Here is a 13,665-nt window from a genome sequence, read left to right as displayed (position 1 = left end):
GTCATCCTATGATTTATCTCGTGACTCTTCTACGCGGCCGCCTCCTCGTCTTCTGTGCGATCGCCATGTCTGCTCTCGTCCTGAGGCTGGCGGTCACCTCGTTCACACCGCTGGCCTCGCAGATCCGGGAGGACATCGGATTCTCGCCGACGGTCGTCGGGGTGTTCGGGATGGTGCCGACGGCCATGTTCGCGCTGTTCGGACTGGGAACGCCGCTCATCGCCAAGCGGTGGGGCCTGGAACGGACCGCCCTCGTCGCGATGCTGATGGCCGCGGTCGGCATGCTCACGAGAGCCCTGATGAGCGACACCTGGTCGTTGCTGGCGCTGTCCGCGCTCGCGCTGGCCGGCATGGGGATCGGCAACGTGGTGATTCCGCCGCTCGTCAAGCGTTACTTCTCCGACCGGCTGGCCGTGATGAGCTCGGTGTACATCGTCGGCGTGCAGATCGGAACCATCGCACCCGCCTTCGTGGCCGTCCCACTCGCCGAGGCCTTCGGCTGGCGGTTGTCGATCGGCATCTGGGCGCTCCTCGGCTTCGCCGCGGCGGTCCCGTGGATCCTCCTTCTCACCCGCGAACGACGTCGCGCCGTGGTCGTGACGGCGCAACCGCCCGCGGACGCTCCGGCCGACCGTCCCCACGGGAAGGCCTGGCGATCGCCCGTCGGCTGGGGAATGGCCGGCATGTTCGGGATGACGTCGATGATCACGTACTCGATGTTCACCTGGATCCCCGACATCCTGTCCGACGCCGGCGCGAGCGAGGCGTTCGGCGGAGCCATGGTGGGTCTGTTCTCGTTCATGGGTCTCGTCGCGGCGTTCGGGGCCCCCACGCTGTGCGCGCGCATGCGCAACCCGTTCCCGGTCGTGATCGGGTGCGCGGTCTGTTACCTCGTGGCCTTCAGTGGACTGCTGCTCGCCCCGATGAGCGCGCCCATCCTGTGGATCGTGCTGCTCGGGCTCGGGCCCAGCACGTTCCCGATGTCGCTGACGCTGATCAATCTCCGCACACGCAGCCACATCGGCTCGGCGACGCTGTCGGGTTTCACCCAGGGCGTGGGCTACGCCGTCGCGTGCCTCGGTCCGTTACTGTTCGGGGTGTTCCACGATGCCTCCGGCGGGTGGACCCTGTCGTTCGGATTCTTGACGTTCGGCGTGGTGATCCTCCTCATCGCAGCGTTCCAGGCGTGCAAGCCGCGCATGCTCGAGGACAGCTGGCACGTCGATTCCGAGCCTGCGGACGCTCTTCGACACGCCTAGGAAACATGCAGGAAACCTCACATCGGCCCGGCGGAAAAGTGAGGATCAGTTGACGTTGCGGTCACCGACCGCAGCACCGCCGCAACACCGGTTTTCTACCTTTGGGTCTCCCACACAACGAGGAGGCCCGGGTGAAGAAGCACTACATCGAGCACTGGGACGCGGAAGACGTCGACGCCTGGGAGGCGGGCGGCAAGGACATCGCCAAGCGGAACCTGATCTGGTCGGTAGTCGCTGAGCACGTCGGCTTCTCCGTCTGGTCGATCTGGTCCGTCATGGTGCTGTTCATGCCGACCGACATCTACGGGATCGACGCGGCGGGCAAGTTCTTCCTCGTCGCAGTCCCGACCCTCGTCGGCTCGATTCTGCGAATCCCGTACACGGTGGCGACGGCGCGCTTCGGCGGCCGCAACTGGACCGTCTTCAGCGCCCTCGTCCTGCTCGTGCCGACGCTGTTCACCCTCTACCTGATGATGAACCCCGGCGCGTCGTACACCACGTTCATCCTCGTGGCCGCACTCGCCGGCGTCGGCGGCGGCAACTTCGCCTCGTCGATGACCAACATCAACGCGTTCTACCCGCAGCGACTCAAGGGCTGGGCACTCGGCCTCAACGCCGGCGGCGGCAACATCGGCGTCCCGATGATCCAGGTGATCGGCCTGCTCGTGATCGCCACCCTGGGTAACACGGAGCCCTGGATCGTCTGCGCCGTCTACCTCGTCTTCATCGCCGTCGCCGCGGTCGGCGCCGCCCTGTTCATGGACAACCTCGGCAACCAGAAGTCCGATCTCCGGTCGATGGCCAAGGCGCTGAAGTTCTCCGACTCGTGGGTCATCAGCTTCCTCTACATCGGCACCTTCGGATCGTTCATCGGCTTCAGCTTCGCGTTCGGCCAGGTCCTGCAGATCAACTTCCTCGCCGGTGGCGCCACCCCCGCCGCGGCTGCGCTGCACGCCGCGCAGATCGCCTTCATCGGACCGCTGCTCGGCTCCATCGCGCGGCCGATGGGCGGCAAGCTCGCCGACCGCATCGGCGGCGGCAAGATCACGCTCTACACGTTCGTCGCCATGGCGCTCGCCGCCGCAGTGCTGGTCACCGCAGGCACCGTCGACGACGGCACGCCCGGCGCGGCCACGGCCGGAGTGCTGGTGGCGTTCGTGTTCGGCTTCATCACGCTCATCCTGCTGGCGGGCATCGGCAACGGCTCGGTCTACAAGATGATTCCGTCGATCTTCGAGGCCAAGGCGCAGGGACTCGAGGGCCTGAGCCGGGACGCCAAGGCGGCGTGGTCGCGCGCGATGTCCGGCGCCCTCATCGGGTTCGCGGGCGCCATCGGCGGCCTCGGCGGCGTCGGCATCAACCTGGTGCTGCGCGCGTCCTACGGCGGCACCGCGAAGTCGGCGACCATGGCGTTCTGGGTGTTCCTCGCCTTCTACATCGCCTGCATCTTCGTCACCTGGTTCGTCTTCCTGCGCCGCCCGTCCGTCACTCGTGGGCTCACCGTCTCCGACGGCGACGACGAAAAGGTGTCGGTCTCGGCGTGACCTCACGCAGTACCGCATGAACTCGAGTAATTCAGCTAGAAGGAGCGACGGCATGAGCCGCAAGTCAGCAGTGGTCATCGGGCACGGAATGGTCGGACATCGATTCGTCGAGGCGTTGCGTGCGCGCGACGAGTCGGACGACTGGTCGGTGACGGTGCTCTGCGAGGAGCCCCTCCCCGCGTACGACCGGGTGGGACTGTCCTCCTATGTGGGGGCGTGGGACCCCAAGGAGCTTGCGCTCGCGGGTAACGACTACCCGGACGACGCTCTCGTCGATCTCCGGATCGGCCGCCGGGCCGCGACCATCGATCGGGAGTCCCGCAAGGTCACCACCGATTCGGGCGAGGTCGTCGCGTACGACGCTCTCGTGATGGCCACCGGTTCGTACCCGTTCGTGCCGCCGATCCCCGGGCACGACCGGCCGGAGTGCTTCGTCTACCGCACGCTCGACGACCTCGACGGCATCCGGAAGCGTGCCGACGCGGCCGGCCCCGGCGCCGTCGGTGTCGTCGTCGGCGGTGGCCTGCTCGGGCTGGAGGCCGCGAACGCTCTCAAGTTGATGGGCATGACACCGCACGTCGTCGAGTTCGCGCCCCGGCTGATGCCACTGCAGGTGGACGAGGGCGGCGGAGCGCTGCTCGCCAACCTGGTCACCGACCTGGGTCTCACCGTCCACACGGGTGTCGGCACCGCGGGCATCACCGAGGGTCCGGACGGGATCAGCGTCGAATTGTCCGACGGTTCGGTGATCGAGGCCGCGCTGCTGGTGTTCTCCGCGGGTGTGCGGCCGCAGGACCAGCTGGCCCGCGACGCCGGACTCGAGGTCGGCGAGCGGGGCGGGATCATCACGGACCTCGGCTGCCGTACGTCGGACGAGAACATCTACGCGGTCGGCGAGTGCGCTGCGGTGGAGGGACGGTGCTACGGCCTCGTCGCTCCCGGTTACACCACCGCGGAGATCGTCGCGGACCGGTTGCTCGGCGGGGCGGCGGAGTTCCCGGGCGCGGACCTGTCCACCAAGCTCAAGCTGATGGGTGTGGACGTCGCCAGCTTCGGCGACGCGCACGCTCAGACCCCCGGCGCCCTGGAGGTGGTCCTGAGCGACGCCGCCAAGGGCACCTACGCCAAGCTCGTCGTGTCCGACGACGCGAAGACGCTGCTCGGCGGCATCCTCGTCGGCGACGCCTCCGCGTATGCGTCGCTGCGCCCGCTCGTCGGACGTGAGCTGCCGGGCGATCCGGCCTCGCTGATCTCGCCGGCGGGGGAGAAGCCCGGCGCCGGGTCCCTGCCCGACGACGCCGAGGTGTGCTCCTGCAACGGCGTCACCAAGGGTGCGATCTGCGGGGCCATCGCCGACGGTGCCTGCGACATCGCGCAGGTCAAGAGCTGCACCAACGCCGGAACGACGTGCGGCGGCTGCCTGCCGACCATCAAGCAGCTCCTCGCGTCGTCCGGCGTGGTGATGTCCAAGGCGCTGTGCGAGCACTTCGAGCAGTCCCGCGCCGAGCTGTTCGAGATCGTGCAGGCCACCGACACGCGCACGTTCTCCGCGCTGATCTCGAAGTACGGGAAGGGTTCGGGCTGCGACATCTGCAAGCCCGTCGTCGCATCGATCCTCGCGTCCACCGACTCGGACCACATCCTGCACCGCAACCAGGCGGGTCTGCAGGACACGAACGACCACTTCCTGGCCAACATCCAGAAGAACGGCACCTACTCCGTGGTGCCGCGGATGCCCGGCGGAGAATGCACCCCCGAACAGCTCATCGTCATCGGCGAGGTGGCCCGCGACTTCGGCCTCTACACGAAGGTCACCGGCGGTCAGCGCATCGACTTGTTCGGCGCCCGCGTCGAGCAGCTGCCCGCGATCTGGAAGCGTCTCGTCGACGCGGGCATGGAGTCCGGTCAGGCCTACGGCAAGTCGCTGCGCACCGTGAAGAGCTGCGTCGGATCCACCTGGTGCCGATACGGTGTGCAGGACTCCGTCGGTATGGCGGTCGACCTGGAGAATCGGTACCGCGGCCTGCGGTCCCCGCACAAGATCAAGTTCGGTGTCTCGGGCTGCGCCCGCGAATGCGCCGAGGCCCGCGGCAAGGACGTCGGCGTCATCGCCACCGAAAACGGCTGGAACCTGTACGTCGGCGGCAACGGCGGCCAGTCTCCGAAGCACGCCCAGTTGCTCGCCGGTGGGCTCGACGACGAGACCCTGGTCCGCTACATCGACCGATACCTCATGTTCTACATCCGCACCGCGGATCGTCTCCAGCGCACCGCGCCGTGGGTCGACTCCCTAGAAGGCGGGCTCGACCACCTCAAGGCCGTGGTGTGCGAGGACAGCCTGGGCATCGCCGCCGATCTCGAGGCGGCCATGGCCAAGCACGTTCTGGGATACAAGGACGAGTGGGCGGGCGTGCTCGAGGACCCGGAGAAGCTGTCGCGGTTCGTGTCGTTCGTCAACGCGCCCGAGGAAGCCGATCCGACCGTCTCGTTCGACGACACGGGCGTCCGGAAGGTCCCGGTGTTGATGGGAATGCCGAAATTCGCAGCTTCTACATCGGAGTAATCCCCGCTTAACGCTGCGGAAACACCGACCCCGAACGATGTATCCAAGCACGGATACACACCAGCCCGAAGGAGGACTGTGATGACCGTCGTCGACATGAACGTGCACAGTGCCAGTGGAACCAGGCGTGAAAGCGTCCAGTCAGGCCGTCTCGAATGGACGTCCGCGTGCCCGCTCAGCCAGCTGATTCCCGGTCTCGGGGTGGCGGTGCTGCTGCGGGGCGGGGAGCAGGTGGCACTGTTCCTGCTCGAGGACGGGTCACTGCGCGCCGTGGGCAACATCGACCCGTTCGGGCGCGCGGCCGTGATGTCCCGCGGCCTCGTGGGTGACCGGGCCGGCGAGCCCACCGTGGCGTCGCCGCTGCTCAAGCAGGTGTTCTCGCTGGTCGACGGACGCTGCCTCGACGACGAGTCGGTGCGGCTGCCCGTGTACGACGTGCGGGTGTGGGCCGGCGTCGTCCAGGTTCACAGCACGAACGCGTGAACGACGACACGCCGCTGTGCGGGTTCACGATCGGAATCACGGCGTCCCGGCGTGCGGAAGAGTTCGCCACGCTGCTGACGCGGCGTGGTGCCACCGTGGTGCACGCCCCGGCCATCCGCATCATCCCGCTGGCCGACGACACGGAACTCGAGCGCGTCACGCGCCAGATCATCGACAACCCGCCGGAGATCGTCGTCGCGACGACGGGGATCGGCTTCCGCGGCTGGATGGAGGCCGCGGACGGCTGGGGCGAAGCGGAGGAGCTGGGCCGGGCACTGGCCTCGAGCAGACTGCTGGCCCGCGGACCCAAGGCGAAGGGCGCGATCCGGGCCGCGGACCTGCGGGAAGAGTGGTCACCCGCCTCGGAGTCGTCGGCGGAGGTGCTCGATCACCTGCTCGGTGAGGGCGTCGAAGGAAAGCGCATCGCGGTCCAGTTGCACGGTGCCACCACGGAATGGGAGCCGGTCGCGGACTTCTGCGAGGTGCTCCGCTGTGCGGGCGCCGACGTGATCGCCGTCCCCGTCTACCGGTGGACGGCGCTCGAGGACCAGGCCCCGATGGACCGGATGATCGAACTGATCGCCTCCGGCGGGCTCGACGCGGTCAGCTTCACCAGCGCACCGGCGGTGGCCTCGCTGCTGACCCGCGCCAAGGAGACCGGAATGATCGAGATGGTGCTGCATTCGTTCCGGCACCGAGTTCTCGCGGCCTGCGTGGGACCGGTGACCGCTGGACCGCTGCGCGAACTCGAGGTGCCGACGACGATGCCGGCGCGCTCGCGGCTGGGGGCACTCGCCCGGCACATCGCCGACGAGCTGCCGAGGCGGGCGAACAAGATCCAGACCGCCGGACACGAATTGAGCATCCGGGGCGGCTGCGTCGTCGTCGACGGCGAGGTGCGGCAGCTGCCCCCCGCCGCGATGTCGCTGATGCGCACGCTCGGCGCCCGGCCCGGCCGGGTCGTTCCGCGGGACGAACTGCTCGCGGCGCTGCCCGGTGGCGGCGGCGACACCCACGCCGTGGAGACGGCCGTGGCTCGGCTGCGGGCGTCCCTGGGCGCACCGAAAGCCGTCCAGACGGTGGTCAAGCGGGGATACCGCCTCGCTCTCGACCCCGTCGACTGCGTCGATTCACGTGAGGAGGGACAGCAATGAACGAGACAGCACTGGTATTGGTGGCACACGGAACGCGGAGTCCCCGGGGCGTGGAGATGATCGCCGCGCTCGCCGACGCCGTCGCCGAGCAGGTCGGACCCACCCGGGTCTCCTTCGTGGACGTTCTCGGGCCGTCGCCGGCCGAGGTACTCCGCGACATCACCGGGCCCGCCGTCGTGGTTCCGGCGTTTCTCGCGTCGGGCTACCACGTCCACACCGATGTTCCGCGGGAAGTCGCGGACAGCGGTCACCCCTCGGTGGCCGTGACCCGGGCGCTGGGACCGGACCCCGTTCTCGCCGAGGTCTTGCTGCGGCGCCTGGTCGACGCGGGCTGGCGGCCCGGCGACGCGGTCGTGATTGCCGCGGCCGGCTCGTCCGACCCCCGGGCCCTGCGCGACGTCCGGCGCGCCGCGGCGCTGCTGTCGGAGCTCGTGGCGTCGCCGGTCCGGATCGGCTACGTGGCGACAGCGCAGCCACGCGTCCCCGACGTGGTGGCCGGATTGCGCGCGGACGGCGAGAAGCGCGTGTTCGTCGCGTCGTATCTCCTGGCCCACGGACTGTTCCACGCGCGTCTCGCCGATGCCGGTGCGGACGGAGTGGCCGAGCCGCTCGGTGTCGATCCGGCCATCGTCGGCCTCGTGGCGGAGCGCTACCGCAGCGGAATTCCGGCCGCGCAGCGCACCCTGTCGTTCCAGCGCTGACCCGTCAGCGCGGTAGCGGCACCAGCTCGGCCAGATCCCCGTCGGCCGCGCCCGCCGGGACCAGCGCCAGCGCTTCGCGGTCGATCAGGCCCGCGAGATGCGCGGTGCGGATTCCGGGGTCGACGCGCCACGTGCCGTCCGGTTGCGGGACGGCGGGCAGGATCCGGGTGGCGTCGCCACTGACCTCGGACGCATTCGCGATACGCGCCAGCTGACGTGGTGCCGGGGTGCGACCCGTGAGTGCGGCCGCGATGGACGGAACCGTGGTCAGGAGCGTCACGACCGCGGCGTACGGGTTTCCGGGCAGCCCGAGCACCACCCGTCCGTCCGGCAAAAGGGCGGTCACCTGCGAACCGCCGGGGCGGCACCGCACCCTCCCCACCACGATCCGGGCCTCCGCCCGGTCGAGCGCCGCACGCAACTGGTCGGCCGCGCCGCCTCCGGTCGCCCCGACGATCACGATCAGATCGGGCTGGCGGACTTCCCGGAACAGTTCGTCGAAGCTGTCGGACGTGTCCCGTAGGTGCGTATCCGCGACCGTCCGGATGCCACACCACGAGAGGAACTGAGGGAGAACGGGTCCGAGAGCGTCCCGCGTCTGCCCTCGTCGCAGCGGACCTTCTCGCCGGATCTCGTCCCCCGTCACCACCACGTGCGCGCGGACGGGGCCGCGGACCCCCGCGGTGGTCACCTCCGCGCTCGCGGCGGCGGAGACGAGTGCGGGCGTGACGGTCGTGCCCTCCACCGCGAGCCGGTGCCCCTCATGCCAGTCCTCGCCGCGCCGCCGCGCGTCGTCGCGCACGGGGGCGTCCTGACTGCGGGACAGTCGCGGTCCCTCGGAAGTGTCTGTCACCACAGCGAATTCGTCCCGCACGACGGCGGTGGCGCCGCTGGGGAGGTGCGCGCCCGTCGCGATCCGGGCCGCCTCGCCCTCCGCCAGCTCGAGTTCCTCGGAGCTCCCCGCGTACCGGATGTCGTCGCGCAGCACCCACGGACCGTCGCCTGCGACGGCGTATCCGTCCATGGCGGAAACGGCGATGCGCGGCAGAGCTTCGGCGGCGAGCAGCGGCTCGGCGAGGGTGGCGCCGAGCGACGAGCCGAGCGCCGCGGACCGCGGTGGGAGCGGGGGGACCGCGGTCAGGATCGCGTCCCGGGCCTCGGCGATCGTGACCGGCGCCGCCGCGGCCCTGCTCCGGGCCCGCTCGACGTCCTCCGGTGTGTCGCAGTCGGTGACGCCGCGGAAGAGGACCGTGTCGAACGTGTCCGGAACGAGCGCCTTCATGGGCTGATTGACCGCCGACCCGAGCGAGCGCACGCGGTCGGTCAACGCACCGACGCGCCACGCGGACAACAGGAACTGCAGGCGGCCCGACTCGTCGACCGCGAACACGGTGTCGGCGTCCTGCACGACGGCGGCGAGGGTCTCCACCATCGCGGGCTCCGCGAACGGCAGGTCCGACGCGAGCAGTATCACCCGGTCTCCCGGTTCGGCGTCGAGCACCGCCAGTCCGGCGGCCACCCCCGCGACCGGCCCGGCGCCTGGTGGCGTCTCCTGCGTCTGGAGCACCGTCGAATCGAGGTCGGCGCGCCGAGGTCCCACGACGACGATGCGCTCACAGTCGTCGACGGCGTCGAGAGCGGTGTCGAGCATCCGGCGTCCGCCGACCACCACGGCCGGCTTGTCGACGCCGCCCATCCGAGTGGCTCGTCCACCGGCGAGGACGATCGCGTGAACGGGTGCGGCAGAGTTCATTCCCTCATGCTGCCGCACATCCTCAGTCGCTGTGCAGGTGGCTGCGCGGGGGTCCGGTGAGCCCGGACCGTCCGCCGTGCGCCGTGCTGACGCAGAGCCAGGCCACCGACACCAGGCTGAGGGTCAAGAGGATTCCAATTACCAGCATGTATCGATTGTGGGTGCGAAGTGGACCGCGATTTCCAGTCCTCTGTGGGAAAGTGGCCTGTATGAGTGGTGAACCAGTCCGAATCGTCTCGGCAGCCGAGTTGGCGGTGCTGCTCGGTGCGGCGCCCACCGGCGGGCAACCGCTGTACCGCGGGCTCGCCGACGCCGTCCGTGAGAGGGTCGCGGACGGATCGATTGCCGTGGGAGTGCGGCTGCCCGCCGAACGGGCCCTCGCGGAGGAGCTCCGGCTCAGCCGGGTGACCGTCAGTGCCGCGTATCGCGAACTGCGCGAGGCCGGTTGGGCGTCGGCGCGACACGGATCGGGGACCTTCGTGGCGATGCCGTCGGGCCCGCCGGCGTGGGGGAGCATGGTGGGTGCGCCGGTGGACGGTGTCATCGACCTCGTCAACGCCGCGCCGGCCGCCGCCCCCGAGCTCAGGGAGGCCTACCTGGACGCCGTCGACCAGCTGCCCCGTTTCATGCCCCAGCACGGATACCACCCCGGCGGACTGACGACGCTCCGCGCGGCGATAGCGGGACACTACACGCGCCGGGGTCGCCCGACCACCGCGGACCAGATCCTCGTCACCGGCGGCGCGGGCGATGCGACCGAAGTGGTGTTCGAGGCTCTGGTCGAGGCGGGCGACCGGGTCCTGGTCGAACATCCGACCTATCCCGGCGCGGTCGAGTCCGTGCAGGCCGCCGGCGGCAGGCCCGTTCCGGTGCCGATCGACGCGACCGACCCGGACGCGTTCGTCGCCGAGGCGGACCGGGCCGCGCGGCAGAGCGCCCCGACGGTGGCGTACCTGATGCCGGACTTCTCCAATCCGTCGGGAGCCAGGGCGACTCCCGACGGCAGGCGGCGGCTGGCCGCGACCCTGGCCCGCCACGGCGTGGTGACCGTCGTGGACGAGGTGGCGGCGGAACTCGTGCTGGACGGTTCGGACGACCTCGAGCCGTTCGGCGTCCCGGTCCCGGAATCGACGACCGTGGCGATCGGCAGCCTCAGCAAGACCGTGTGGGGAGGAATCCGCATCGGCTGGGTCCGCGCCGAGGTCGCCCGCACCGCGCAGATGGCCAAGATCATGGCGCGCAGGCAATTGTCGGTCTCGGTGCTGGATCAGCTTGCTGCCGTGCGCTTGTTCGCCTGGCACGACCGTCTGGTCGCGCAGCGCCGCCGCGACCTCCGGGTGCAGCGGGACGCGCTCGCGGCGGCCGTCGACGAGCAGTTGCCCGGGTGGGACTACGTGCTGCCCGCCGGGGGTCTGTCCCTGTGGTGCACGCTCCCCGCCGGAACGAGTTCGACGGAACTCGGCGCCGCAGCACGGTCGAGGGGTCTGCTGCTGGCTCCCGGGCCCCGATTCGGCACCGGCCATCTTTTCGACGACCACCAGCGGTTACCCTTCACGCGGCCGGTGTCCGAGCTGACTGCGGCCGTGAATGTCCTTGCCACCCTGGTCGTGTCCGGCGACACCTCGATGTCCGCGACGCCGACGCTCGTCGTGTGATCCGCGGGTGTTCGACGGCGAAAGTACCTGTGAATCGAAGTATCAGTCAGAGACCACTTCGGTACCGGGAAAGGGGCTGATCTTTATCGACGCTCTGGCATAGTGATGCCGTCGACCCGCTCGCTGAATTGTGGGGTATGTCATGGGCTCGTTGTTCCGCAGATCCTTCGGCACCGCTGTACTCGGCTCGGTCCTCGCGCTGACTGCCGCCCTCGTGGGCGCAGGCACCTCCGCGGCACAACCACCATTGCTGTTGCCCCCCTTGCTGTCCCCGCCGGCCGTCGACGCCATCTTCCCCGTCGCCGACCCGGACCCCTTCTACATCCAGCCCGCGGACGTCGCCGACCATGCTCCGGGCGAAGTACTGAAGATCCGCCAGCTGCCGCCGTCGTACTACTTCCCCGGTAGCGCGATGTGGGAGCTGCTGTTCCGGACCACCGACTCCGAGGGCAAGCCGATCGCGGCGAACACCACGTACGTGCTGCCCCCGAACCACGTCCCGGACGGCCCGCTGGTGTCGTACCAGCACATCATCAATTCGCTCGGCAACAAGTGCAAGATCGTCACCGAGCTCTACACCACCGACCCCCTGCACCAGATCCGCGAGGCCGCCGGACTCAACATCGCACTCGCGCGCGGGTGGGCAGTGGCGCTGCCCGACCATCTGGGACCGAGGATGGCGTACGGCGCGGCGAAGCTCGGTGGCCAGATCACCCTCGACGGCATCCGCGCCGTCCAGCGGGTCCCCGAACTGCAGGTGCAGAACAGCAAGGTCGGACTGGGCGGGTATTCCGGCGGCGGCATGGCCACGGCCTGGGCGGCGGCGCTGGCACCGAGCTACGCCCCCGAACTGAACATCGTCGGTGCCGCCGAGGGCGGAACCCCGATGAACCTGGTGAAGATGGCGGAGGCTCTGGGCACCAACCCGCACCCCGCGTTCGGTCTCGCGATGGCCGCCGCGCTGGGGCTGGAGCGCGAATACCCGGACCGCATCGACGTCAGCGGCCAGCTCAACGATCAGGGCCGCTGGATGAAGCAGATGATCGGCAACGGATGCACCAACGAGATCATGCTGTTCGGAATCGGGCGCAGCGCATCACAAATGACCGACAACAAGAACTTCATGGACGATCCGGAAGCGTGGAAGGTGATGGAGGAGAACAGCCTGGAGCTCTATCCGGGCGTGCCCACCACGCCGATCTTCGAATGGCACAGCCCGACGGACGCACTGATCCCGGTCGATTCGATCGACACCACCCTGCGGCGGTACTGCGACGCGGGCACTCCGGTGCAGACGCTGCTCACTCCGACCCCCGACCACCTGTCGGCGGCGGCGCTGGGACTGCCCCAGGGGCTGGACTGGATGGACGCCCGGTTCCGCGGTGATCCCGCGCCGAGCACCTGCTGAGGCGGGCGGGACGTCAGCCGGACTGATCGAACCGGTGCCGGGCCGCCGCGAGATCTACGCGGCCGTCCCGGATGGGAACACCCTCGAGTTCGAGCTTCGCGATCTGCCGGTGTGCGAGATGCGGCGCCGGTCGTCCCGACGCGCCCAGCACCCGGTGCCAGGGGAGATCGGCGGAGTCGGTGCGCATGATCCAGCCGACCGTCCGCGCACTGGACAGCCCTGCCGCCGAGGCGATGTCGCCGTACGTGGCTACCCGTCCGGACGGAATCGACGCGACCAGTGCGCGGACCGCCTCGACTTGTTCCTCCGTCGTCGCGACCATCACGCGACCATCAGAGGAGTGTGCGGACGAGCTCGGCGACCTCGTCGGGCCGGGCCTGCGGCACCATGTGATCGCAGTCGAGGTCGACGGCGGTGAGGTTGTCGCCCAGATGGTCGGTGAGAGCCTTGCGGAACTCGGGTGTGACATACGGCGGCTGCACCTTCGACGCCTGCACGAGGACGGTCGGCAGGTGCGCGGGCGGCAGGACGGCCTCGCGCGCGAGTTCCCCCCACGCCGTGACGACGGCGGGGGTGGACAGCCGCCAGTTGACCCGGCCGTTCGCCAGCGGCACCAGGTGTTCGGCGATCTCGTTCTCGAGGACGTCGCGGGCCACTTCACCCCACGAGCCGTGCACCTTCTCGGATCGGGCCTCCGCGACGTCGGTGTAGTCGGGGGACGAGATGGTGAGATCCGCCACCGACTGCATCACCTCGGGATCGAGCCCGATCGCGGGATCGAGCAGCACGAGTCCCCGGACGCGGTCGGGGACGGCGCGCGACAGGTGCAGTGCCAGGGCGCACCCGAACGAGTGGGCCACCACCAGGACGGGTCCCCGCGCATGTGCGTCGAGTGTGTCGACGAGGCTCGCGACGTGGGCTTCGAGGTTCCACGGCGGCGCCCACGTGGAACGGCCGTGCCCGAGCAGGTCCGGGGAGATCCAGCGGGCGTCCGGCAGCTGGTCGGTGGCCAGCGCCTCCCACCGTCTGCCGTGACCGGTGAGTCCGTGCAGGGCGAGGATCTCGGTGCCGTCCTCGGCGCCGAACAGGTACGTATACAGGTACGTATTCAGTGCTGACACGTGACCCATGATGCCGGATCGGGT

The 13,665-nt window shown here is 69.6% G+C and carries 12 protein-coding genes; 8 read left to right on the top strand and 4 right to left on the bottom strand.

Annotated elements, in window-relative coordinates; translation table 11 throughout:
- Positions 1 to 8 precede the first annotated feature (8 nt).
- The 6 genes from AZG88_RS04030 to AZG88_RS04005 all read left to right on the top strand — a co-directional run bounded on the left by AZG88_RS04030 (position 9) and on the right by AZG88_RS04005 (position 7,704).
- Positions 9 to 1,259 (top strand): CynX/NimT family MFS transporter, encoded by a 1,251-nt coding sequence (locus AZG88_RS04030; protein WP_025432304.1) that lies wholly within the window; start codon positions 9 to 11, stop codon positions 1,257 to 1,259.
- A gap of 131 nt (positions 1,260 to 1,390) precedes the next feature.
- On the top strand, positions 1,391 to 2,803 hold the full coding sequence (locus tag AZG88_RS04025) for an MFS transporter (protein ID WP_005259694.1): 1,413 nt from the start codon (positions 1,391 to 1,393) through the stop codon (positions 2,801 to 2,803).
- Positions 2,804 to 2,855: 52 nt separating this feature from the next.
- On the top strand, positions 2,856 to 5,366 hold the full coding sequence (gene nirB, locus AZG88_RS04020) for a nitrite reductase large subunit NirB (RefSeq protein WP_061041165.1): 2,511 nt from the start codon (positions 2,856 to 2,858) through the stop codon (positions 5,364 to 5,366).
- 81 nt (positions 5,367 to 5,447) lie between these two features.
- Positions 5,448 to 5,849 carry a nitrite reductase small subunit NirD gene (gene nirD / locus AZG88_RS04015; protein ID WP_005574158.1) on the top strand — a complete coding sequence of 134 codons (402 nt, stop codon included), beginning with the start codon at positions 5,448 to 5,450 and terminating at the stop codon, positions 5,847 to 5,849.
- A complete protein-coding gene (locus AZG88_RS04010) occupies positions 5,846 to 7,003 on the top strand; it encodes a uroporphyrinogen-III synthase (RefSeq protein WP_005240143.1) in 1,158 nt (385 codons plus the stop codon). The genes nirD and AZG88_RS04010 overlap by 4 nt, the downstream gene beginning before the upstream one ends.
- On the top strand, positions 7,000 to 7,704 hold the full coding sequence (locus AZG88_RS04005) for a sirohydrochlorin chelatase (protein WP_025432305.1): 705 nt from the start codon (positions 7,000 to 7,002) through the stop codon (positions 7,702 to 7,704). Before AZG88_RS04010 ends, AZG88_RS04005 begins: the two co-directional genes overlap by 4 nt.
- A 4-nt stretch (positions 7,705 to 7,708) precedes the next feature.
- Here the strand turns inward: AZG88_RS04005 and AZG88_RS04000 are convergent, their stop codons facing one another.
- Both AZG88_RS04000 and AZG88_RS54930 read right to left on the bottom strand, forming a co-directional pair.
- Complete coding sequence (locus AZG88_RS04000) at positions 7,709 to 9,457, bottom strand: NTP transferase domain-containing protein (RefSeq protein WP_025432306.1); 1,749 nt, start codon at positions 9,455 to 9,457, stop codon at positions 7,709 to 7,711.
- Between the two features lie 22 nt (positions 9,458 to 9,479).
- Complete coding sequence (locus tag AZG88_RS54930; RefSeq protein WP_257014379.1) at positions 9,480 to 9,605, bottom strand: hypothetical protein; 126 nt, start codon at positions 9,603 to 9,605, stop codon at positions 9,480 to 9,482.
- A gap of 61 nt (positions 9,606 to 9,666) precedes the next feature.
- On the opposite strand from AZG88_RS54930, the gene yczR reads away from it, so the two are divergent.
- Together yczR and AZG88_RS03990 are read left to right on the top strand one after the other, a co-directional pair.
- The gene (gene yczR / locus AZG88_RS03995; protein WP_061041164.1) at positions 9,667 to 11,112 is read left to right on the top strand and encodes a MocR-like transcription factor YczR; all 1,446 of its coding nucleotides are present in this window, start codon (positions 9,667 to 9,669) and stop codon (positions 11,110 to 11,112) included.
- A 142-nt stretch (positions 11,113 to 11,254) separates the two neighbouring features.
- The gene (locus tag AZG88_RS03990) at positions 11,255 to 12,520 is read left to right on the top strand and encodes a lipase family protein (RefSeq protein ID WP_025432307.1); all 1,266 of its coding nucleotides are present in this window, start codon (positions 11,255 to 11,257) and stop codon (positions 12,518 to 12,520) included.
- A gap of 13 nt (positions 12,521 to 12,533) precedes the next feature.
- Here AZG88_RS03990 and AZG88_RS03985 read toward each other — a convergent pair whose 3' ends face one another.
- Together AZG88_RS03985 and AZG88_RS03980 are read right to left on the bottom strand one after the other, a co-directional pair.
- Complete coding sequence (locus tag AZG88_RS03985; RefSeq protein ID WP_005240150.1) at positions 12,534 to 12,842, bottom strand: MGMT family protein; 309 nt, start codon at positions 12,840 to 12,842, stop codon at positions 12,534 to 12,536.
- A 10-nt stretch (positions 12,843 to 12,852) separates the two neighbouring features.
- Positions 12,853 to 13,650, bottom strand: a complete 798-nt coding sequence (locus tag AZG88_RS03980; RefSeq protein ID WP_061697018.1) for an alpha/beta fold hydrolase — start codon at positions 13,648 to 13,650, stop codon at positions 12,853 to 12,855.
- Positions 13,651 to 13,665 lie beyond the last annotated feature (15 nt).

Origin of the sequence: Rhodococcus sp. LB1 (assembly GCF_001583455.1) — a bacterium.
GTDB lineage: Bacteria > Actinomycetota > Actinomycetes > Mycobacteriales > Mycobacteriaceae > Rhodococcus_F > Rhodococcus_F opacus.
Note: the sequence above shows the minus strand (reverse complement) of the source record. Positions and strands in the feature narration are given on the sequence as shown.